General features: G+C 60.1%; 17 protein-coding genes. 6 read left to right on the forward strand and 11 right to left on the reverse strand.

Features of this window, described 5'->3' with window-relative positions:
* Nucleotides 1-57 precede the first annotated feature (57 nt).
* The 6 genes from ACQZ60_RS22500 (at nucleotide 58) to ACQZ60_RS22525 (ending at nucleotide 6,046) form a co-directional block, all read left to right on the forward strand.
* A complete protein-coding gene (locus tag ACQZ60_RS22500; RefSeq protein ID WP_020810578.1) occupies nucleotides 58-825 on the forward strand; it encodes a M48 family metallopeptidase in 768 nt (255 codons plus the stop codon).
* A gap of 102 nt (nucleotides 826-927) precedes the next feature.
* Nucleotides 928-1,590, forward strand: coding sequence for a phosphoribosylanthranilate isomerase (locus ACQZ60_RS22505; RefSeq protein ID WP_003521169.1), 663 nt, complete (start codon nucleotides 928-930; stop codon nucleotides 1,588-1,590).
* A 1-nt stretch (nucleotide 1,591) separates the two neighbouring features.
* Entirely contained in the window at nucleotides 1,592-2,812 is a 1,221-nt protein-coding gene (trpB, locus tag ACQZ60_RS22510) for a tryptophan synthase subunit beta (protein ID WP_003521170.1), read from the forward strand.
* A 4-nt stretch (nucleotides 2,813-2,816) separates the two neighbouring features.
* Nucleotides 2,817-3,656, forward strand: coding sequence for a tryptophan synthase subunit alpha (gene trpA / locus ACQZ60_RS22515; protein WP_031233963.1), 840 nt, complete (start codon nucleotides 2,817-2,819; stop codon nucleotides 3,654-3,656).
* Nucleotides 3,657-3,683: 27 nt separating this feature from the next.
* Nucleotides 3,684-4,580 (forward strand): acetyl-CoA carboxylase, carboxyltransferase subunit beta, encoded by an 897-nt coding sequence (accD, locus tag ACQZ60_RS22520; RefSeq protein WP_020810580.1) that lies wholly within the window; start codon nucleotides 3,684-3,686, stop codon nucleotides 4,578-4,580.
* 86 nt (nucleotides 4,581-4,666) lie between these two features.
* A complete protein-coding gene (locus ACQZ60_RS22525; protein ID WP_020810581.1) occupies nucleotides 4,667-6,046 on the forward strand; it encodes a bifunctional folylpolyglutamate synthase/dihydrofolate synthase in 1,380 nt (459 codons plus the stop codon).
* A 47-nt stretch (nucleotides 6,047-6,093) separates the two neighbouring features.
* On the opposite strand, the gene trxA is transcribed toward ACQZ60_RS22525, so the two are convergent.
* The 11 genes from trxA to chvG form a co-directional block, all read right to left on the reverse strand.
* Nucleotides 6,094-6,414 carry a thioredoxin gene (trxA, locus tag ACQZ60_RS22530; protein WP_003521174.1) on the reverse strand — a complete coding sequence of 107 codons (321 nt, stop codon included), beginning with the start codon at nucleotides 6,412-6,414 and terminating at the stop codon, nucleotides 6,094-6,096.
* Nucleotides 6,415-6,491: 77 nt separating this feature from the next.
* Complete coding sequence (addA, locus tag ACQZ60_RS22535; RefSeq protein ID WP_448736152.1) at nucleotides 6,492-10,049, reverse strand: double-strand break repair helicase AddA; 3,558 nt, start codon at nucleotides 10,047-10,049, stop codon at nucleotides 6,492-6,494.
* Nucleotides 10,039-13,224 carry a double-strand break repair protein AddB gene (gene addB, locus ACQZ60_RS22540; RefSeq protein ID WP_035264119.1) on the reverse strand — a complete coding sequence of 1,062 codons (3,186 nt, stop codon included), beginning with the start codon at nucleotides 13,222-13,224 and terminating at the stop codon, nucleotides 10,039-10,041. Before addB ends, addA begins: the two co-directional genes overlap by 11 nt.
* The gene (locus ACQZ60_RS22545; protein WP_035264127.1) at nucleotides 13,221-13,958 is read right to left on the reverse strand and encodes a nucleotidyltransferase family protein; all 738 of its coding nucleotides are present in this window, start codon (nucleotides 13,956-13,958) and stop codon (nucleotides 13,221-13,223) included. The genes addB and ACQZ60_RS22545 overlap by 4 nt, the downstream gene beginning before the upstream one ends.
* A gap of 16 nt (nucleotides 13,959-13,974) precedes the next feature.
* A complete protein-coding gene (gene tsaE / locus ACQZ60_RS22550) occupies nucleotides 13,975-15,486 on the reverse strand; it encodes a tRNA (adenosine(37)-N6)-threonylcarbamoyltransferase complex ATPase subunit type 1 TsaE (RefSeq protein ID WP_035264118.1) in 1,512 nt (503 codons plus the stop codon).
* Entirely contained in the window at nucleotides 15,483-18,065 is a 2,583-nt protein-coding gene (locus ACQZ60_RS22555) for an ATP-binding protein (protein WP_448736153.1), read from the reverse strand. Before ACQZ60_RS22555 ends, tsaE begins: the two co-directional genes overlap by 4 nt.
* Nucleotides 18,066-18,273: 208 nt before the next feature.
* Nucleotides 18,274-19,674 (reverse strand): adenosylhomocysteinase, encoded by a 1,401-nt coding sequence (ahcY, locus tag ACQZ60_RS22560; RefSeq protein WP_035264116.1) that lies wholly within the window; start codon nucleotides 19,672-19,674, stop codon nucleotides 18,274-18,276.
* A 128-nt stretch (nucleotides 19,675-19,802) separates the two neighbouring features.
* On the reverse strand, nucleotides 19,803-20,078 hold the full coding sequence (locus ACQZ60_RS22565) for an HPr family phosphocarrier protein (protein ID WP_003521181.1): 276 nt from the start codon (nucleotides 20,076-20,078) through the stop codon (nucleotides 19,803-19,805).
* Between the two features lie 11 nt (nucleotides 20,079-20,089).
* Nucleotides 20,090-20,491, reverse strand: coding sequence for a PTS sugar transporter subunit IIA (locus ACQZ60_RS22570; protein ID WP_003505374.1), 402 nt, complete (start codon nucleotides 20,489-20,491; stop codon nucleotides 20,090-20,092).
* Between the two features lie 125 nt (nucleotides 20,492-20,616).
* Nucleotides 20,617-21,081, reverse strand: a complete 465-nt coding sequence (locus ACQZ60_RS22575; RefSeq protein WP_448736154.1) for an HPr kinase/phosphorylase — start codon at nucleotides 21,079-21,081, stop codon at nucleotides 20,617-20,619.
* A complete protein-coding gene (gene chvG / locus ACQZ60_RS22580; protein ID WP_035264114.1) occupies nucleotides 21,071-22,861 on the reverse strand; it encodes a two-component system sensor histidine kinase ChvG in 1,791 nt (596 codons plus the stop codon). The genes ACQZ60_RS22575 and chvG overlap by 11 nt, the downstream gene beginning before the upstream one ends.
* Nucleotides 22,862-22,915: the final 54 nt, after the last annotated feature.

Below are 22,915 nucleotides of genomic sequence, written 5' to 3' on the forward strand. Positions count from 1 at the left end.
GGGCCGTGCCGCGCATTTGCATGGCCAAGCGACGGACGAATCGGTTATGAAGGGGACATGTTTTCGCTCCTCAGAAAATCCCTGAAATCGCCGGCCCCAAAGAAGGTGCTGCCCAGTCAGCGCACCGTCGCGGTGGCGGGCAGGCAGGTGCCGATTACGGTCAGGGAAAATCCGCGCGCCACGCGCATTACGCTGCGCATTGAACCGGGCGGCAGGGCGTTGAAGCTGACGATCCCGATGGGCCTGCATCACCGGCAGGTGGATGATTTCCTTGAGAGGCACCAGGGTTGGCTGGAAGGCAAGCTTGTAAAATTCAGCCCAGACGACGGTTTGCGTCCGGGTGCGATCATCGATATTCGCGGCATAGCCCACCGCATTGACCATACTGGGAGCGTGCGAGGGCTGACACATGTCACGAAAGACGTCGATGGGGTGGCCGTTCTGAAGGTCAGCGGCGCGCCGGAACATCTGAGAAGACGGATAGCGACATTCCTGAAAAAGGAAGCGAAGGCGGATCTGGAACGGCTTGTGGCTGTTCATGCACGCACCGCCGGCCGGCCGGTGCGCTCCATCAGTATGAAGGATACGCGCAGCCGCTGGGGCTCCTGTTCCCATGATGGAAATTTGAGCTTCTCATGGCGCATCGTCATGGCCCCCGAAAAGGTCATCGACTATCTCGCCGCTCACGAAGTTGCGCATCTGAGCGAGATGAACCACGGCCCGAAATTCTGGGCACTATGCGAAAAGCTCTGCCCGCACACGGAAGAAGCCAAGAGCTGGCTGAAACGCCACGGTTCCAAACTTCACGCCATCGATTTCGATTGAAACCGGCGACGCGGATCGCCATCTGGATTCACGTGAAACATTCCATCGGGAATGGATGCGATTTGGCTCGACTCTTGTCGCATTTCATGTCAGGTCGCGGGTATGAAACCGGATATCAAGATTTGCGGATTGAAGACACCGGAAGCGCTGGAGCGCGCCGTCAGGCGTGGTGCGTCCCATGTCGGTTTTATTTTTTTTGAAAAAAGCCCGCGCAACATCGAGCCCGATATTGCCGGCAGGCTGGCGGAAGCCGCCCGCGGCGCTGCGAAGGTGGTTGCCGTCACGGTCAATGCCGATAATGATTATCTCGATGAAATCGTCGATCTCGTCAAACCGGACATCCTTCAGCTACATGGCAATGAAAGCCCGGAACGGCTGCTGAACATCAAGGCGCTGTATGGCCTGCCTGTCATGAAGGCGATTTCCATTCGCGATGCCGCTGATCTTGCCAAAATCGACCCTTATATTGGAATAGCCGACCGTTTTCTGCTGGATGCCAAGGCGCCCGCCGGTTCCGAGCTGCCGGGTGGCAACGGTGTCTCCTTCGACTGGACCATCCTGCGATCACTTGACGGAAGTGTGGATTACATGCTTTCCGGGGGATTGAACAAGGACAATGTCGCCGAGGCGCTGGCGGAGACCAGGGCAAGCGGACTAGATTTATCGTCCGGTGTGGAAAGCGCGCCGGGCGTCAAGGATCTATCCATGATCGACGCATTTTTCGATGTGGTGAATGATTGGTCGAAAGGCCCAAAGGGAGCTTGAAGTGAACGACGCGCCAACACCCAATTCTTTTCGCGCTGGTCCCGATGAGGACGGCCGTTTCGGCATTTACGGAGGTCGCTTCGTTGCCGAAACGCTGATGCCGCTCATTCTGGATTTGCAGGCGGAATGGGACAAGGCCAAGACCGATCCCGCGTTTCAGGCGGAACTCAAGCATCTCGGCGCGCACTATACGGGTCGTCCGAGCCCGCTTTATTTTGCGGAACGCCTCACGGCGGAACTTGGCGGCGCGAAGATCTATTTCAAGCGCGAAGAGCTGAACCACACTGGCTCGCACAAGATCAACAATTGTCTCGGCCAGATCCTGCTTGCCAAGCGCATGGGTAAGACCCGTATCATTGCCGAAACCGGTGCCGGCCAGCACGGCGTTGCCTCCGCTACCGTCGCTGCACGCTTCGGCCTGCCTTGCGTCGTCTATATGGGCGCGACGGATGTTGCCCGTCAGGCCCCGAATGTGTTCCGCATGAAGCTCCTTGGCGCTGAAGTGAAGCCGGTGACGGCCGGCCACGGCACCCTGAAGGACGCTATGAACGAGGCCCTGCGCGACTGGGTCACCAATGTCGAGGATACCTATTATCTGATCGGCACCGCGGCCGGCCCGCATCCCTATCCGGAAATGGTTCGCGATTTCCAGGCCGTTATCGGCGAGGAAGCCAAGGCGCAGATGCTGGAGGCGGAAGGCCGCCTGCCGGATCTGGTCGTCGCGGCTGTCGGCGGTGGTTCGAATGCCATCGGCATCTTCCATCCTTTCCTCGATGACAAGAATGTCCGCATCGTCGGCGTCGAAGCCGGCGGCAAGGGTCTTTCGGGTGATGAGCATTGCGCTTCCATCACCGCCGGTTCGCCGGGCGTGCTGCATGGAAACCGCACCTATCTGCTGCAGGATGAGGATGGCCAGATCAAGGAAGGCCACTCCATTTCCGCCGGCCTCGATTATCCCGGCATCGGCCCTGAACATTCCTGGCTGAACGATATCGGCCGCGTGGAATATGTGCCGATCATGGACCATGAGGCGCTGGACGCCTTCCAGATGCTGACCCGCCTCGAAGGCATCATTCCGGCTCTTGAGCCGAGCCACGCCCTGGCGGAAGTCATCAAGCGCGCACCGAAGATGGGCAAGGATGAAATCATCCTGATGAACCTCTCCGGCCGTGGCGACAAGGATGTCCACACCGTCAGCAAGTTCCTTGGAATGGATGTATAAGATCATGACTGCACGTATGGACAAGCGCTTTGCCGATCTGCGCGCTGAAAATCGCCCGGCCCTGATTACCTATTTCATGGGCGGCGACCCGGATTTCGAAACCTCGCTCGGCATCATGAAGGCCCTGCCGGAAGCCGGTGCCGACGTCATCGAACTCGGCATGCCCTTTTCCGACCCGATGGCGGATGGCCCAGCGATTCAGCTGGCCGGCCAGCGCGCGCTGAAGGGCGGCCAGACGCTGAAAACCACGCTCGATCTTGCCCGCGAGTTTCGCAAGCAAGACGATGCAACGCCGATCGTGATGATGGGCTATTACAATCCTATCTATATCTACGGCGTCGAAAAATTTCTGGACGACGCAATCGCGGCCGGCATTGATGGCCTGATCGTTGTCGATCTGCCGCCGGAAATGGACGATGAACTCTGCATCCCGGCACTCGCGCGCGGCATCAACTTCATTCGTCTCGCCACGCCGACGACGGATGGCAAGCGCCTGCCTGCCGTCCTTAAAAATACCTCAGGTTTCGTTTATTACGTCTCGATGAACGGTATTACCGGTTCAGCGCTTCCCGATCCCTCGTTGATCTCGGGCGCTGTCGGTCGTATCAAGGCGCATACGGAACTGCCGGTCTGTGTCGGTTTCGGTGTCAAAACGGCCGATCATGCAAAAGCGATCGGTGCCGTTGCGGATGGCGTTGTGGTCGGTTCGGCCATCGTCAACCAGATTGCGGGCAGCCTGACCAAGGACGGGCAGGCGACCGCCGATACCGTACCGGCCGTTACGACGCTGGTAAAAGGACTTTCAACGGGCGTGCGTGCATCGCGCCTCGCCGCTGCGGAATAAGCGCGCGGCCCAGTCAGGAGTAGTCAGTTGAACTGGATCACCAATTACGTACGGCCCCGGATCAATTCCATGCTTGGCCGCCGCCCGGAGGTTCCGGAGAACCTGTGGATCAAGTGCCCGGAAACGGGCGAGATGGTCTTCCACAAGGACCTGGAAGATAACAAGTGGGTCATCCCGGCTTCCGGCTACCATATGAAGATGCCGGCCAAGGCACGTCTTGCCGATCTTTTCGATGGCGGTGTCTATGAAGCCCTGCCGCAGCCGAAGGTGGCGCAGGACCCCTTGAAGTTCCGCGATTCCAAAAAATACACCGACCGCCTGCGCGACAGCCGCACGAAGACCGAGCAGGAAGATACGATCCTTGCCGGTGTGGGCCTCCTGAAAGGCCTGAAGATCGTCGCCGTCGTGCATGAATTCCAGTTCATGGGCGGTTCGCTCGGCATTGCCGCTGGCGAGGCCATCGTCAAGGCCTTCGAGCGCGCCATTTCCGAGCGTTGCCCGCTCGTGATGTTCCCGGCCTCGGGCGGTGCGCGCATGCAGGAAGGCATTCTTTCGCTGATGCAGCTGCCACGCACCACGGTTGCCGTGAACATGCTGAAAGAAGCCGGCATGCCCTATATCGTGGTTCTGACGAACCCCACGACGGGCGGCGTCACGGCCTCTTACGCCATGCTGGGCGATGTGCATATCGCCGAGCCGGGCGCCGAGATTTGCTTCGCAGGCAAGCGCGTGATCGAGCAGACCATTCGCGAAAAGCTTCCCGAAGGCTTCCAGACCTCGGAATATCTGCTGGAACACGGCATGGTGGATATGGTGATCGACCGCCGCGAAATTCCCGACACGCTCGCTAATCTGCTCAAGATCATGACCAAAGCGCCTGCTGGGAATGCAAATTCGGTCGTCCCGCTGGCCGCTTCGGCCTGAGAAAAAAAATATGTCGCCCGGAGGCATAAACTGCCTTCGGGATGATGCTATACGTTGCATGATTTCATCTTTGGTGCGGCGGACAAATGGCAAGCAAAACGCCTGAAAGGCGAACGGAAGACATGACGAAGCCCGCGATCGGTGAGGCCGAGAAGATCATTGAAGAGCTGATGCAGCTCCACCCCAAGGGGTTCGATCTTTCGCTCGATAGAATTTCCCGGCTCCTTGAGAAACTCGGCAATCCTCAAAATAGAATGCCGCCCGTCATCCATGTCGCTGGCACCAACGGCAAAGGCTCGGTCAGCGCCTTTTGTCGGGCCTTGCTGGAAGCAGCCGGACTTCCCGTGCACGTGCACACCAAGCCACATCTCGTCAATTGGCATGAACGCTATCGCATCGGTGTGGCCGGCGAGAGGGGGCGCTTTGTCGATGATGCTGTCTTCGCGGATGCTCTGCGCCGTATTGAAGTTGCCAACGAAGGCCAAAAGATTACCGTCTTCGAGATTCTGACTGCGGTTATGTTCCTTCTTTTTTCGGAACATCCGGCTGACGCAGCTATCGTCGAGGTGGGTCTTGGTGGGCGTTTCGATGCGACCAATGTGATCAACAACCCCGCTGTCTCTATCATTATGCCGATTTCGCTCGATCATGAGGCTTATCTCGGTGACCGCGTTGAGTTGATCGCGGCGGAAAAGGCGGGAATCATGAAAAAGGGTTCCCCCGTCGTCATAGGCCATCAGGAATATGATGCGGCGCTGGAAACGCTTGTCGCCACGGCGGAGCGGCTCGGTTGCCCGGTATCGGTCTATGGGCAGGATTTTTCCGCCCATGAAGAATTCGGCCGCATGGTCTATCAGGATGAGTTCGGCCTGGCCGATGCGCCGTTGCCGCGTCTTCCCGGCCGCCATCAGCTTGCCAATGCCGCCGCCGCGATCCGCGCTGTCAAGGCCGCCGGTTTCGAGGTGACGGAACGGATGATCGAAAAAGCCATGACCTCCGTGGAATGGCCCGGCCGTCTGCAGCGCATCCTGACTGGCAAAATCGCTGAAATGGCCCCGAAGGATTCGGAAATCTGGATCGATGGCGGTCATAACCCCGGCGCGGGCGAAGTCATTGCCGAAGCGATGGCCGGCTTTGAGGAAAAGACGCCACGCCCACTGTTCATCATTGCAGGCATGATCAATACCAAGGATCCGGTGGGCTATTTCAAGGCCTTCGCCGATATTGCCGAATATGTCTTCACCGTGCCGATTGGCGGCACCGATGCGGCGATCGATCCCGTGGTACTTGCTCATGCGGCCTTCGATGCCGGCCTCGTGGCGGCACCCACCTCGTCTCTCACGCATGCTCTGGAAGAGCTGTCGCGCCGCTTCGACCCCGAAGGACCGGCGCCGCGCATCCTGATCGGCGGCTCGCTTTATCTTGCCGGCAACGCGCTTGCCCTGAACGGCACGGTTCCCCAATAAAAAAGCCCGGCATCGCTGCCGGGCTTTTTTCATTCCACTGATATTGCTTATGCGGCGCCCGAAATCCAGGCGGACAGCGCTGTCTTGGGAGCAGCGCCAACCTTGATGTCGGCCACTTCGCCGCCCTTGAACATGGCGAGCGTCGGGATGGAGCGCACGCCGAACTGGGCAGCCAGTTCCGGGTTTTCGTCGATGTTGAGCTTCGCGACCTTGACCTTGCCGGCCAGCTCGGACGAAATTTCCTCAAGGCTCGGCGCGATCATCTTGCACGGGCCGCACCATTCGGCCCAGAAATCCACCACGACGGGTTCGGAGGATTCGAGGACTTCGGACTGGAAGTTGGCGGCATCGACTTTTACGGTAGCCATATCTGGCTCTCCTTTCAGCTAAACTTTTCCGCTATCGATGTGATGCGGGCGCGTCGGAATTTCAATGCCCCGGTATCTCACTTTGTCTTTATTGCGGCAAGAGCCTGCGTCATTGCATCATCGTCAACCCGCACAAAAGCGGCATTTTCCGTATAGATCAGCGCGCAGACAAATTCCTTGCCGGGATAGAGCGGTGCAAGAATTTCGCGATAGATGGCAAGCTGCGCGGTGTGGGAGAAAGGTATCTCGCGTGCCGTGCGCGGCGGAACCCGGTTCGTCTTGTAGTCGACCAGAATAACGCGATCACCATCCACCGCCAGCCGGTCGACGCGACCGGACACGGCATAGTGCTGCCGGCCGATCGTCATCGTGCCCATGATGGAGATTTCCGCGCGGCTGTTGGCGGAAAAGGCCGGTTGCACCGCCGGTTCGGAGATGACCCGCAGAACCGCCCGGATCAAATGCTCGCGTTCGGCCGCAGGCCAGAAACGGGCCGCTCGTTCCGCATAGCGGCGGGCAGCCTCCTCCCGCTCCGCCTCGGCAAAATCCGGCAGTGCCTGCAACATGCGATGCACCAGCCGGCCGCGCTGCAGCGCCAGCGAAGAGACATCGGCTTCCTCGCCGAAAAGCGGCGAACGCACGGCAAGATCATCCGCACCGTCATCGATGATGGTGCCTGCACCGGAGGGGCTGAGCGGCCTTGGCAAGGAGGGCAGGGCAGGCAGGGGAGCAAGCAGCCCGGGCGGAAGAGCATATTCTTCGTCCTGCTGCTTTTCCGGCAACCTTTGCGGAAGAGATGTCGCGCGAGCCTCGGATTTACGCCAGACAAGCCCCTGCCATTCCTCACCATCGGCCGTGAAAAGCTGCGGCTTGCAATGGTCTTCATTGTTGGCAAGCGCCGCCTTGACGATGGCATGCCAGCATTCTGGATTTTCCTTCTGGCCGCGATAGCCGCAGACGACGAGGTGATCGGCGGCGCGCGTCATCGCCACATAAAGCAGCCGTCGATATTCGTCTTCGGCGGCCGTCTTCAGCCGTTCTTCGTCCGAGCGAATGAGGTGGTTTGAAAAGCCGCTGCCGGGCAGCCAGACCGGGAAGGCGTCCTCGCCCGCTTCGACGAAGCGCAGTTTCGGCACATGGCTGTGATTGAAGGCCTTCGAGCCGCCATCGACGACAAAAACCACCGGCGCTTCCAGGCCCTTGGAGGCGTGCACGGTCATGATACGTACTTCGCCACGATCCTTGTCCTGTTCGCGTTTCACCTCCGGTGAATCGGTTTCCAGAACGGAGAGAAAGGCCTGAAGGCCGGGCAAACCGGTCCTTTCGTGGTCCAGCGCAAAGGACAGGAACTCATCCAGAACATCGCTCGCCTCGTTGCCAAGCCGGCCGAGGAATTTTTTGCGCCCGTCATGCAGCGTCAGGACCGCTGCAAAGAAATCATGCACGGTGGCCGTTTTTGAAAGAGCGATAAAACCTTCCAGCTTGGCGGTAACGGTGGAAAGATGGCTATTCTCTTCCTGCGAAAGGATTTGCAGTCGTTTCCAGACGCTCTCCGTTTCCGATCGCATGGCGGCGATGTTGAAAACGTCATCTTCGGTCAGGTTGAAGAGCGGGCTCTTCAACAGTGCGGCGAGCGAAAGATCGTCTTCGGGCAGGACAACGAAATGGCCGAGCGCCAGAAGATCCTGCACGGCAATGTGGTCGGTCAGGCGAAGGCGGTCGGCGCCGGCAACGGGGATGTTCTTGCGTCGTTTCAGCTCGCGCGTCAGCGCATTGACGAAGGCATGGCGTTTTCTGACGAGAACCAGAATATCGCCAGGCTCCACGGCGCGCTCGACGCCCTTTTCGATGATGGTCTCGCTTCCGATCATATAGGCGATGCGCGCGGCGATCCGGCGGGCGACGATAGTAGCCGGCGCGCTTTCCCGCAGCGCATCGAAGGGCGCTGTCCAATCCTCTTCGTCTTCGGCGGTTTCCGGCGCCACCATGTCCCACACCTCCACGGTGCCGGGATGGCCGGCGCGGTTGGATCGGTGTTCCACCGGTTCGTTATCGGCACTGAGGCCACTGGCGTTATTCGGGTCTGAAAAGACCTGATCGACGGCGGCCAGCACATCCTCGGTGGACCGGAAAGAAAGCGGCAGGCGGATGCGGTGAAAGGCCTGTTCGACGGAATCGACGCGCTTTTTTGTCTCTTCGCGCTCCTGCGAAAACCGTTCCGGCCGAGCGCCCTGGAATGAATAGATCGACTGTTTTTCATCGCCCACGGCAAACAGCGTGCGCCGCCCCAGGCGGGCGCTCTCGCCGGTGAAGAAATCCGCCGCCAGCGACTGGATGATCGACCATTGCACCGGGCTGGTATCCTGCGCCTCGTCAACGAGAATATGGTCGATGCCCTGATCCAGCTTGTAGTGCACCCAGGCGCCCGCCGTATCGCGGTTGAGAAGGTTGGCCGCGCGTTCGATCAGGTCTTCGAAATCGAGTTGGCTTCGCTGTTTTTTCAGGTCTTCGAAATCGCCGATCAGCCTTTCGGCCAGAACAAGGGCGCATTTTGTCGCCGCCAGCATCCGCACCAGACGATAACGGTTGCGGCAGGAAACGACATGGTCCCGCGCCAGCGTCAGCGCATCGAGAAGTTCGGGGGCGGATTTCTGCATGCCCTTGTTGATGACATAGGCATCCGATTTCTTTTCGCCCTTGGCTGTCAGCAGCGCCGCTTCGATGAATTCCATCCGCCGCACGGGGTCCGACTGCCGTTTTGCCTCCCTGAGCGCATAAGCGACATCGATGACGCGTGATCCACCCACCTCGTCGGCAAGGGTGAGATAGGTATCGAGCGCAAGGCCTGAGAGGCCGGGCAGAGGCCAGAAGGCGGCCGCCGCGGTTTCTTCGGTTTCCCCATCTGCGATCTGCATCGCCTGCCGCAACCGCGCATCGATGCCGCCTGACTGTTTGGCGTCCAGGAGAAAGGCGCGAAGGGCGCTGCGATTGGCGATGATGGCGGAAAGCAGCGATTCCAAACCGCTTTCGTCCGCCAGATCGAGCACGTAAGCGAGCGATTGCGCCAGCTCCGCGTCCCGCTCCGTCGAAACCGCCGTCAGAAGCGAACGGCGTGCTTCGGCGAGCAGCGTGGTTGCGGCGCGGTCGTCAAGGACGGAGAAATGGCCGGCGACGTTGGCTTCCAGCGGGAACTGATGCAGCAGCGCCTCGCAGAAGGCGTGGATCGTCTGGATTTTCAACCCGCCCGGCGTTTCCAGCGCCTTGGCAAACAGCCTGCGGGCTTCGGCGAGCTTGATGCGATCCGGTACCTTGCCTTCGATGGCGGCGATGCGGTCCTTGAGGTCGGAATCCGGCAAAGTAGCCCATTCCGCCAGACGGTCGAAGACACGGCTGGACATTTCCGACGCCGCGGCCTTGGTATAGGTAAGGCACAAAATCGCCGAAGGTCGGCAGCCGGCCAGAAGCAGGCGGATGACGCGCTGGGTCAGAACATGGGTCTTGCCGGAGCCGGCATTGGCCGACACCCATGCGGAACTGGCGGGATCGGAGGCAAGCCGCTGCCGGGCGCTGGTCCAGTCGATCCAGCTTTCAGGCGTGTCGGCGGCGGGGCCGGCATCGAAGGGATCAATCGTCATCGCCGTCTCCCGGTTCTGCCGTCGACCATTCCGAAACGCGGGCGAGGTGGTCATATTCCCCGCCATAGGATTGTTGCTCTTCCGGCACGAGCCGCGAGGCGAAGCCGTTTTCGCCGTCACGCAGGGAATGAACGAATTTGGCGAGCTGTTCGATCGATTCCGTCGCGAGCTCAATCGCCGATTTCGGCGGTCTTTTGCCGCTTCGGCTGGAATGTTCGTTATTGACCTGATCGGCAAAAAAACGCTCGCCCGGCCGCAGGCGAACATAGATGAGGTTTTCCGGTGTAGGCGAACCGGCTTCGCGGAAGGCGCCGCGCATCAGTGCGGCCGCCTCCAGCGCAAGCTGCGGATCGAGCAGCGCGCGCGCCTGATTGACGGAAGGCGCAAGCCCCGTCTTGTAGTCGATAATATCCGCCTGACCGTTTGTCTTGATGTCGATGCGGTCGGCGATCCCCGTCAGCCTTATACCCGCCTCGACGATTTCCTGCCCGGCGCGCGCCTCGTAGAAGCTGTGGCGAATGGACGGATGACGTTCTTTTTCCCAGTCGATAAAGGCGCGCGCTACCGCCGCAAAACGCGGTCGCCAGATGACATCCACATGGGGAGGCAGGTTTTCCGCATCGAAACATTCGTCCAGAATGCGCTGCATGGCCGCGAGCGAGGCCGGTGTGCCGGGAATATGTCCCTCACGGGAATAGCGCTCGATAATCGCGTGATAGAGCGTGCCGCGGTCGGCGGCGTTCGGATCGCGATTGAAGGGATCGAGCGGGTCCAGCTTCAGGATGCGTCGCGCATAGATCGAATAGGGATCGCGACGCAGCCGCCCCACTTCGCTGAAGGAATAGCGCGTCGGCTGCAACTCGGCCGGCGGTTTCGGGACAGGGCGCTTTGCCGCTTCCTGATCGATGCTTTCATCCATCAATCCCGCCCAATGGCGATAGGTCTCGCCGCGCTTCCTGAGTTTATCGGCAAAATCCTCGCCGCCCAGCGCCAGAAGACGCTGCAACCAGCGTGAGGCGACAGCGGGCGTTGAGCCCTGCCTCAGCGCGCGGGTGTAAAAAATCTGCCGGGTGCCATTTGCCATCTCGAAATCATGCGCAAGCTGGCCGATGCGTCGTTCCGGCGGCTCCAGTCCGATGGCGGTCTTCATGGTGCGGGACAGGAATGGATTATTCGCCGTCTGCCCCGGCCAGAGTCCTTCATTGAGACCGCCGATGACGACGGTATCGACGCTTTGCAGCCGTGCCTCAAGCGCGCCGAAGATGAAAATGCGCGGATGACGCATCGATCTTGGCTTGATCGATTCACCGGCTACCAGTGCCGCAAAAATATCGATCCATTGCGGTCCATCCGCATCGAGGATTTCGCCGCTTTCCATCAGCTCGCCGAACAGCTCGGAAAGCTTGTCTCCCGCTTCACCGGACCAGAGCGCGGCAAGATCGCTGTTTTCATCCGCGCAGATGGCTTCGATCACGCGGCCCGTCCGCTCCGCCCAAACAGACAGCGGCAATTTATCGGTGAAGGCGCGGCCGGATCGATCTTTGCGGATAAAGGCGGAGCCAAGCGGCTCGGTCGCAATGGCAATCCGCCGTGCCAGGTCGCGCGCGGCCTCCGCGCTTGCCTCCGGCAGCGCCAGCCGCCAGGCAGGCGGGTGCCGGTCATCGCGCTGCGCGAGAAGCTGCGCCTCCAGAACCGCTTCCAGATTGCCGATTTCGGTCTCGACACGGCCTCCGCGCAGCGCGATCAGCTCGAGCGCTTTGGAGGCTTTCGCGAAAGCTCCATCGGAAAGCCCGAAGCGGCTAAGCGGATGTTTCAGAAGGGAAATGATCGGCACCGGGTCGCCGGGCCTCAGGATCGCTTCCAGCGCCAGTTGCGTCAGCCCCGCTTGTGGGGTGGCGGAAAGCGGCGTACCGGCCGAGTCGTCGGCTTCGATGCCGAAGCGCTGCAACTCCGTCGCCACGCGTCGCGCCAGTCCGCGATCTGGGGTTATCAGCGCTGCCTGCGACGGACGCCCAGCGCCGGGCGCTTCAAACGCCAGCCGCAAAGCCACCGCGATGGCCGTTGCCTCCTCGCGCTCATTGGCGGCTTCTATCAGCGTGGCCGTTGCGAAGGCGTCGTCGAAAAAGCCGGGTTGCCTGTCCTCGCGCCAGCGATTCCAGTCGCTGGTGGACTTGGCCGGCGCGAGTGCGGCCGAAAACACGGCTGCGCGCTTTTCCAGATCGCCATCGATGGCGCCGATCTGAACCACGTCGTCGCGCAGGATGCCGAGCTTCTGCAACAGCATATAAAGCCCATATTGCGAGTGGGTGCGGCTCGAAGGATCGGTAGGGTCCTCGGCGATTGCCTCCCATTGCTCCTCCGGCATGGCAAGGTCTAGCCCCGGAAGCACGACGGTGCCCTGGGGCAGGGCCGCAACGGCGGCGATAAGATCGGCTGCGGCAGGAATGGAACCCGTCGACCCGGCGACAATGATCGGTCCCGTATCCGGCAAATTGGCAAGCCGGTTCGCTTCCGCCCGCAGAATGGCGTTGCGATGCCGGCCGGCCGAGGAACGGTTGAGTTCGGCAAGCCGCGCCGGCCAGAAGACACTGGCGATGCGCAGGAAGTCCGCCGTCAGCTGCCACCATTGGGCGTGATCGCCAGTATCGAGATGCTGAAGCGCTTCCCAGTCCTTTTCTTCCGTATCCATTGCATCGATCACCTCGCCAAGCGCACGCGCCAGCCATATGGCGTCTGCGGGGCTGGCGGGGGCGACAAGCGGCGAATCCGAGTGAATTGCCCGGATGGCGTCCGGCAGACTGTTGCGCCAGGCGAGAATGAGACGCGCCAGTTCGATCAGCCGGCCGGTGCCGGAAATCGGCGGCGCCAGATCCATGATTTCAGGATTTTCGATCTCGAAAAAGCCGCTGTCATCATCCGTTTCGCCCAGCGGCCGGATCAGCGGCAGAATGGCGGACCGGCCGCCCAGAAGATCGACGAATTCGGAGCGCAACACACGGGCGGAGCGCCGCGTCGGCACATAGATCGTCACCTTGGCAAGCGACAGCGGATCGGCTGGGTCGTATTTATAGCCGGCTGTCAGTGTCCCGTCACACAGCGTTTCCGCGAGCGTCTTGAGGAACGGCGTTCCTGCAGCGATCGTCAGAACGCGCTTTGCGTGGTGGGTGAGCGTCATGCAGAGCGTTTTTCCCTGAATTGGCGGATGATGCTTTCAGCATCTTCTATCGCATCCGGCGTGCCGACGGTGATCCAGTGGCCATCCAGAGAAAGCCCGAAAAGCCGGTCTCTTTCAATGGCGCGGTCGAAATAGATATTGAGGTTGAAGGCATCCGCCGGCGCATCGTCCAGCAGTCGCGAATCCATGGCGATGGCTCCGGCATAAACCACGGGGTTCGGATCGCCATCGCAATACCGCGTCAGTTTCCCATCGGCGGAGAGGTTGAAATCCCGCTTGCCATTGTGCCCGGTGGTGCGGTCCATGTCGACGCAGAGCAGCGCCATGTCCATTCGGGTCGGGTCGAAGAATTGCGCAAGCTTGCGCAGGTTGCTGACCGCATTCAGCTGCTCGCCAATCCAGAATAGATCGGCATTCATGACGAAGACCGGGCCGGGTTCCAGAAGCTTCAGGCCCTTGGCGAGACCGCCGCCGGAATTCATCAGTTGCGTCCGCTCGTCGGAAATCAGGATTTCGGCGTCGGTGCGTTGCCCAAGATGGGCGACCATCTGTTCCGCGTGGTGGTGCACATTGACGACAATGGTTTCCGCACCGGCTTCGACAAGGGCGTCGAGCGCATAATCGATCATCGGCTTGCCCGCGATCTGGACGAGCGGCTTCGGGATCGTATCCGTGATCGGGCGCATCCGTGTGCCAAGCCCGGCGGCCAGCACCATCGCATTCTTAATCGTCATCGTGGTCAACCGTCTTTCAGTCGTCGAATTCCATGCCCATGCGCAGGCACCAGTCTTTGAGCGGTGCGAGTTCCGGATGCGAAAGCGCTGCACTGAGATAGCGGAACGTCCTCGGCATATGTTTCATATAACCGGGTTTTCCGTCCCGTTCCAACAGCCTCACCCAGATACCGGCGAGCTTGCAGTTGCGTTGCGCCGACATGATGGCGAAAGCCTTGAGGAAAGCAGCCTTATCGAAAGAGGGCGCGTTTCTTCTGCTGTCGAGATAGTGCGAAAGCAGGCGCGCCTGCAATTCGGGTGAGATGGTGACACGGGCGTCCTGCACGATGGAGGCAAGATCGTATGCGCTCGGACCGATCATCGCGTCCTGATAATCGATCAGGCCGACCTGCCGGACGCCGCTGTTTTGCGACTGCCATATAAGGTTGGGTGAATGGAAATCGCGCAGCAGAAGGCCGGTTTCGCAGTCGGCGAGCGCGTCGATCAGCCTGTCCCATAGAGCGTAATAGTCGCTCTTTTCGCTATCGGTGAGGGGCTTGCCGCGTTTATGCGGCAGATACCATTCCGCCAGCAGCGAAACCTCGATCTTCATCGCCTGGCGGTCGAACGGGGGAACCTCATAGGCGCTGCCGTCACCCACCGGCAGCAGGCCGGGTCGCGTGGCCTGATGGAGTGCGGCAAGGCAGGCGACGCTTTGCAGATAGCGATCCTCTATCGGCGTTCCGTCAGGCGCAAGTACCCCATCCCGCCCGAGGTCCTCCAGCAACAGAATACCCTGATCGATATCCGCCGCCAGAATCTCGGGGGCGCAAAGGCCGTTGTTTCGAAGATAATTGCCGATCGCGACGAAGGAGCGGGCGTCCTGGGCAAGATGGGCGATTTCCGCGTAGGTCTTGCCATCCGCAATGATCGCACCCTTGAGGGGGCGGCGCCAATCCATAAGGATAAGGTTCGGGCCGTCAGTGGAAACGGTCTCATAGGCGCGTGTTGAGGCGTCACCGCTCAGAAAGCGCCGGGCCGCGTCGCCCCGGCCATTTTTCGCGAGGAAGCTGCGGATGGCGAAAACCCGTTCAAGTCGTGCTTTTAGCTTTGCCGGAGCCTCGATGGAGGCGAGCCGCCCTTCGCCGGAATGCGTCAGCCGGAGCGTGACGGTCTGCTCCGGCGGCAGAATCTCGGCGGCCATATCCGGCCATTCGATCAGGCAGATGCCATCCTCCAGCATCTCATCGATGCCGAGTTCGTCCAGTTCCGAAACATCCGAAAGTCGGTAGAGATCGAGATGGGCGACTGGAATGCGGGCGGCATAGGTCTGGACGATCGTGAAGGTAGGGCTTGGAACTTCAAGATCCGGCTCGTCCGCCATTGCCCGGATGAAGGCGCGGGCAAGCGTCGATTTGCCGGCACCAAGATCGCCGATGAGTGCGAGACAATCGCCGGGTTTCAAAGCCAGCGCAAGGTCTTCACCGAGCCTGATGGTGTCCTTTTCTCCCGCAAGGGGAATGGTGATCGGCAAGATGTCTTCGCTCATTCTGCGGCGATGGAATGCGGCCGTGTGCCGGAAGGAATGCGGCAGGTGACGATGGTGCCGTTGCCGGGCCGGCTGTCGATGCTGACGGTGCCATGATGCAGGCTGACGAAGCTTTCAACGATGGAAAGGCCAAGCCCCGCACCGGTTCGCCGCCCGCCATTGCCGCGCGTCGCGAAGCGGTCGAACACGCTCTTCAGCATGTCCTCAGGAATGCCCGGACCCTTATCCGCCACCGAGAACACGAAGTCGCCTTCGCTACGTTGGCAGGAAAGCTGCACGGAGGAACCTTCGGGTGCGAAATTGATCGCATTGGTCAGGAGCTTGATGAGAATCTGCTTCAGCCGCTGGTGATCGGCCACCAGACTGCCGAGATGGGCGGGTGCAACGATCTCGAGCGAAATACCGCTCTCCTGCAGCCGGTCCGCGATCTGCACCGAAACATCGTCGAGCAATTCGTTCAGATCGTTTTCCGAATAATTGAGCTGCATGATGCCGGCATCGACGGTGGCGAGATCGAGAATATCGTTGACGATGGTCAGGAGCACCGAGGATGACGTGGAAATATGGTCGAGATATTCCGCCTGCCGTTCCGTCAATTGGCCGATGCCGGGCGTTTTCAGGAGGTCGGTGAAGCCGATGATATTCGTCAGCGGTGAGCGCAGCTCGTAGGAAACATGCTGCACGAAATCGTTCTTCAGCTCGTCGGCCTTCAGAAGCGCGTCGTTCTTTTCTTTCAGCGCCCGCTCGGCCCGCACACTGTCGGTCATGTTGACGAAGGTCAGCATGGTCTGCGCATCCGGCAGCGGAATGATGGCGTAGTCGAGCACTAGGCCGGAAAGCAGTTCCAGCGTGCCCTGCCGCGACGGCCGCTCATCGTCGAAGCTGGTGATGAACTGGCTGAAGGCGCGCCAGCCATCCGGCCTGTCATAGGATTGCGTGCAGGCGGTTTCGATGGCGCGGATATGGGTGCCGGTCTCGGCCTGTTCCGCGGTCACGCCCCAGAGCGCCCGGAATGCCGGGTTGGACAGGCGAATGCGCCCATCGGCGCCGAACACGGCCACACCTTCGGCCAGATGGTCGATGGTTTCGCCCTGCACCTTTACCAGCGTGTTGTAGCGCATCTGCAGATCGACCTGCTCGGTCAGGTTCTCGAAAACCCAGGTTGCGCCGCCCTGCGGATGGGCCGTCGCGATAACCCGAAGCGTCTGGCCGTTCGGCAGGTGCCAGAGATCGGTCTTGGTATCCAGCGAACGGTAGACGGAAAGCGCCGTCTCCTTCCAGTTCTTCCAGTTCAGTTGCTCCGGCAATTTGCCGGCGGTGCGCAGCCTGTCCAGAAGCTCGGAATTGTCAGGGCTGGATTCGAGGAAAACGAGATCGAGACCCCAGAGAGCCGCAAAAGCCTGATTGTAGAATTGCAGCCGCTGCCGGCCGTCGAAAATGGCGACAGGCGTTGCCAGATGATCGAGCGTTTCGGCGTGGCTCTTCAGAACCCGCTTGAGTTCCTCGCCGATGGTCTCGGCCTCGGTGGCATCGATGGCGATGCCGGCAGACCCACCCGCCGTCTTGATGTCGACGACGTCAAAGAAGGTGCGGTTTCCGGAAACCACCGTCGAAATACGGTCGTGATAGGGCGATTCCGGTGTCGCGGCCGCGCGTATCTTCTGCCGGGTAACCGTGTTCAGCAGTTCGCGTTTTTCATGAACGGCCTGTTCGGTGTCACGTGCATCCACCGCCTGTGCATAGGCGTGGTTGACCCAGATGAGGTCACCTTCGCCATTGCGCCGCCAGACGGGCTGCTCGATGGAATCGAGAAGTTCCTGAAAGGTCGAGACGGAAGCGATCAGGCGCTCGCGCTCCACCTGCAATTCAGCGAGTTCGGCGCGCAGATTGTTGAGGGCAATAAACCGCGCAAAGGCGTTTCCGCCGGAAACCCGGCCCTGCACTTCAATGACTTCGCCGCGCTGCGTCTCGATGGTCAGGTCGAAACTCTGGGCATGGCTGCGGAGTTTTTCGATGGATTTTTCAAGCTGGCTTGCGGATGCCGGTTTCAGCCAGCGGCCAAAGGCCAGAAAATCCTGATCCGCCAGCGGCACACCCGTCTCGGCCGGCAGCTGTCCCAGAAATTCGGGCCGTTTGTCTGCGCCGTCCCAGATGACGATGCGGCGGCTCTTGTCGGAAATCAGCGCCTCGTATTTCGCGATCTTGTGGTGGGACTGGGCAAGCGCCTGTCGGTATTCGCTGCTTTCCGCCTCGATATTACCGCGCTGGCGCACAAGCCAGACGACGGAAAACAGCGTTGCCGAAAGCATGCCGACGAAAAGCGAATAGGTGATGGTTTCTCCGGATGAGAACAACCGCGCGCCGGTCTTTGCCACAAGGCCGTCTTGCGCCAGCGCCACGCTTGCGGAGCCGGCCAGAACCGTGCCCGACATCAGGACAGGAAGCCTCGCAAAGCCTGTCTGAACCGCACTGACGACCTGCCGGCAACGCGCAAGAGCCGCGCTCAATGCCACGCCCGCTTGCGTGTTTTCAACGCGTTGAACTGTCTGCTCGCGCAGATCCGAATTTTGAACCGACATCCCCGGTCTGTCTCCGTCCTATGTGCCGCATCTTCGACAAGACATCCCATTTCGTCCCCGCCGCCCTTTGGCGTGTCCGAATCAAGTATGATGACAATACCGCCTTCATAAATCTGCGAAAAGGGAGCGCGCAAAAAAGATGCCGCGCGCTTTGTCAAGCGCGCGGCATCTAGATATTGTGTAATTTCAGTGGATATTAACTATGAAATTAATATCTGTAGTGTTCGGCCTTGAACGGACCTTCCTTCGAGATGCCGATATAATCTGCCTGCAGGTCGGAAAGTTCGGTCAGGCGCACGCCGAGCTTCTCGAGATGAAGGCGCGCGACCTTCTCGTCGAGGTGCTTGGGAAGCACGTAAACTTCGTTCTTGTATTCGCCCTGCTTGGTGAAGAGCTCGATCTGGCCCAGCACCTGGTTGGTGAAGGACGCAGACATAACGAAGGACGGGTGACCGGTGGCGTTGCCGAGGTTCAGCAGGCGGCCTTCGGACAGAAGGATGATGCGGTTGCCCTTCGGGAACTCGATCATGTCGACCTGCGGCTTGATGTTCGTCCATTTCAGGTTACGCAGCGAGGCGACCTGAATCTCGTTGTCGAAGTGGCCGATATTGCCAACGATGGCCATGTCCTTCATCTCGCGCATATGCTCGATGCGGATCACGTCCTTGTTGCCGGTGGTGGTGATGAAGATATCGGCGGAGGAAACCACGTCCTCCAGACGAACGACCTCGAAACCATCCATGGCGGCCTGAAGCGCGCAGATCGGGTCGATTTCGGTGACCTTCACGCGGGCGCCGGCGCCCTGCAGCGAGGCGGCAGAACCCTTGCCCACATCGCCGTAACCGCAGACCACGGCAACCTTACCGGCCATCATCACGTCGGTTGCGCGGCGAATGCCGTCCACCAGCGATTCCTTGCAGCCGTATTTGTTGTCGAACTTCGATTTGGTGACGCTGTCATTGACGTTGATCGCCGGGAAGGGCAGCAGGCCCTTCTTGCTGAGATCGTAAAGACGGTGAACGCCGGTCGTCGTTTCTTCCGTGACGCCCTTCAGCGCGTCACGCTGCTTGGTGAACCAGCCGGGCGAAGCCTTGAGGCGCTTGTTGATCTGCGCGAAGAGAATTTCCTCTTCTTCCGAACCGGGGTTGGAAAGAACGTCCTCACCGGCTTCGGCGCGTGCGCCGAGCAGGATGTACATGGTGGCGTCGCCGCCATCGTCGAGGATCATGTTGGAGAGGCCGCCATCGGCCCACTGGAAGATCCTGTCGGTATATTCCCAATATTCCGTCAGGGTTTCACCCTTGACGGCGAATACCGGGATGCCGGCTGCCGCAATGGCCGCCGCCGCATGATCCTGCGTCGAGAAAATATTGCAGGACGCCCAGCGGATATCCGCACCGAGTTCCTTCAGCGTCTCGATCAGAACGCCGGTCTGGATCGTCATGTGAAGCGAACCGGTGATACGTGCGCCCTTCAGCGGCTTGCTTTCGCCGAATTCCTTGCGGCAGGACATCAGGCCCGGCATTTCGGTTTCGGCGATGTCCAGTTCCTTGCGGCCGAATGCGGCAAGGTTGATATCGGCGACGATGTAGTCCTTCTCAAGGCTCATGAAGTTCTCCAGATCAGAAACGCCGCGCCTTGCGGCCCGGCTCTTAAACGTAGCAGCGGTTTAGCAGGCCACGAACGATCTGGCAATGATGATATAAAGAAGTCTTTATGTCTTTATATGGTGCCGGCTCAGGCTTCTTCGCCGAAGCGGTCGGCGACAAGCGCCTCCAGTGCTTCCAGCGCTTCTTTCGCCTGATTGCCGCTTGCCTCGACATAAACGCTGCAGCCGGGGCTTGCCGCCAGCATCATCAGGCCCATGATGGAGGTGCCGCCAACGGTCATGCCATCCTTGGAAACCGTGATCGTCGCGTCGAAACCTTCGACCATCTGCACGAATTTAGCAGAAGCCCGGGCGTGAAGACCGCGTTTGTTGATGATCGGTAGTTCCCGGGAGAATGGCGACATGGGCTGACTTCTCACTTGCCGCTCAAAACGCGGCTGGCGACGTTGATATATTTGCGGCCGGCATCGGATGCGTCCTGAAGGGCCTTGTCCATATTATCTTCGCTGCGAACACCGGCAAGCTTGATCAGCATGGGAAGATTGACCCCTGCGATGACTTCGACATTGCCGTTATTCATGACGGAAATCGCGAGATTGGAAGGCGTGCCGCCGAACATGTCCGTCAGGATGATCACGCCATTGCCGTCATTGGCGCGTGCAACGGCGTCGATGATATCCTGCCGGCGCTGATCCATGTCGTCTTCGGGACCGATACAGACCGTCTCGATCAATTTCTGGGGACCGACGACATGCTCCAACGCATGGCGAAACTCCTCAGCCAGCTTGCCATGGGTGACAAGCACTAGTCCGATCATGAAATGCTCCCTTGCACACGCACTCTCATTGCCGACTATCGCAACGCGGCAATCCTGTCCATCGGTGGGATTTCATCTTGATGAGGAAAATGCGAATCGCAAGCCTAAAATCGCCCGAATCATCGTCACTTCACATTCGTTTCAAAAAGATTCTGAGCAAGTGCAGCAAATTTTCCATAGGGCGTAAGACTGGAGAGCGGAATGCGCAGAAGCCTGATATGCCCGCCGCATGGCAGGGAAAACACCTCGTCATCTTCGGGAAGTCTTGGATTTGTCCCTGAAAGAACTGTCGTAACGGCAAAATGTAGTGGAGCGCGCGCAATGCTTTTGACGGAAACAATGCCGCTGCCGCGCAATTCCAGCAGGCCGGCGATTGCGTCCGGCCGCTCGGCAATGATGTTGTCGCCATCGCGATACACGAAAATCTGATCGTCCGCAATCAGCGCCGCCGGCAATCCGCAGCGTTCCGCCTCCGTCAGGAAGCTGAAGGCAAGCTCGCTTTTGCCGCTGCCCGATGGTCCGACGAAAAGGATGCCGGTGTCTTGAACGGTGATGGCGGTGGCGTGCAGGTTGAAGCGTTCAGCGTTCATGGGTTTCGGCCGCCGGCAGCGACAGGGTGAAGCGCGCGCCGGAAATCACGCCATATTTGTCGACCACGTTTTCCGCCCGCAGACTGCCGCCATGGGCTTCGGCGATCTGGCGGCTGATAGAAAGGCCAAGGCCGGAATTCTGTCCGAACCCTTCGCTCGCCGGCCGGTCTGTATAGAAGCGCTCGAAAATCCGGTCGATATCCTCGGCCTGAATGCCGGGCCCGTTGTCCTCCACCTGCACGATGCAGCGATCCTTGTGACGGGAAAGGCGCACGGTGATGCGACCGCTTTCCTCGGCAACGAAGGAGCGCGCATTTTCGATGAGGTTGGTGACGATCTGGCCGATACGCAGGTCGTGGCCATTCACCACGAATGAGGTTTTCGCGCCCGCTTTCCGGTCGACAACATAGTCGATCGTCACGCTTTTCTTCTTGGTGCTTATCTGGCGGGATATGTCTACCAGCCCCTTCATCAGCACATCGAGATCGAGCGGCGAGGCGTCGGCGCGCGCCAGTTCGGCGTCGAGTCGCGAGGCATCCGAAATGTCGCTGATGAGGCGATCGAGACGGCGCACATCGTGGAATATGATTTCGGTCAGGCGCTGTTTCGACTCTTCGGTCTTGGCGCGCGGCAGGGTCTCCACGGCGCTGCGCAGCGAGGTCAGCGGGTTCTTGAGTTCATGGCTGACATCGGCGGCGAAGCTTTCGATGGCGTCGATACGGTCGTAAAGCGCCGTCGTCATTTCACGCAGCGCAATCGAAAGATTGCCGATCTCATCCTGACGCGCCGAGAAATCCGGTATTTCCTCGCGGGTCCTCGCCCCGCGGCGCACGCGGATTGCGGCAGCGGAAAGCCGCCGCAGCGGCGTGGCGATGGTCGAGGACAGGAGCAGCGACAGCACGATATTGACCAGCGTGGCGATGCCGAAGACACGCATGATGGCTAGGCGCTCCGCATGCACGATCTTGTCGATATCGCCCGCCTGCGTGGAGAGCAGCAGAACGCCGAGCACCGCCCGGAAGCGCTGTACCGGTACGGCCACCGAAACGATCAGCTCGCCCTTTTCGGTGACGCGCACGACTGCGCCGCGCACACCCGTCAGTGCATTCATCACTTCCGGATAGATCGAGCCGTCGCCCCCCGGCGCTTCCTTATATTGCGGCAGGCTGCTTGGCTGCAGCATGCGGTTGAACATGCTGGTGAACCAGTCGCCCCAGGTCTGGGTTTCCGGCGTCACCGGCGGCAGATCGAAGCGCAACACCTGGCCGCGCGAATAAAGGTGACGGGAATCCAGCAGCAGATTGGCGTCGGCATCGAACAGCCGCGCGCGGGTACGCGTCGGCGAAATCAGCCGCCGCAGCACCGGCGCCACCCGCTCCGGATTGATAGGGAAACTTAAATCCTCGTCATTGGGGGCAGGGGTGATGCTCTGCCCCGCCTGCAATTCGAGCAGCTTTTCCGGATTGATGGTGATCGAATTGGTATCGACCGAGGCGGAAGCGGAGACAGCGCCAGCGATGATCTCGCCCTGCGTCAGCAGGCTTTCCACGCGCGCATCGATCAGCCCTTCGCGGAACTGGTTGAGATAAAGGATGCCACCGACCAGAACCACCGTCGCCGCGACGTTGAAAAAGAGGATGCGGCGCGTGAGGCTGGAAAACACCGCATTGCCGAAAATGCGCCGGATGATCGTCAGCGGATGGATACGATGGCGGCGTTCGCTGCCGCGTTCTTCGGCATCGTCACTATCCGAGACGGTTTCCGGCGTTTTCTTCAACACGTATTCTAGTCCTCGCCACCACTCTTCGGGTGGTCCCTTCCGTTTGGCGCGCCC

This window comes from Agrobacterium sp. 22-223-1 (assembly GCF_053522385.1).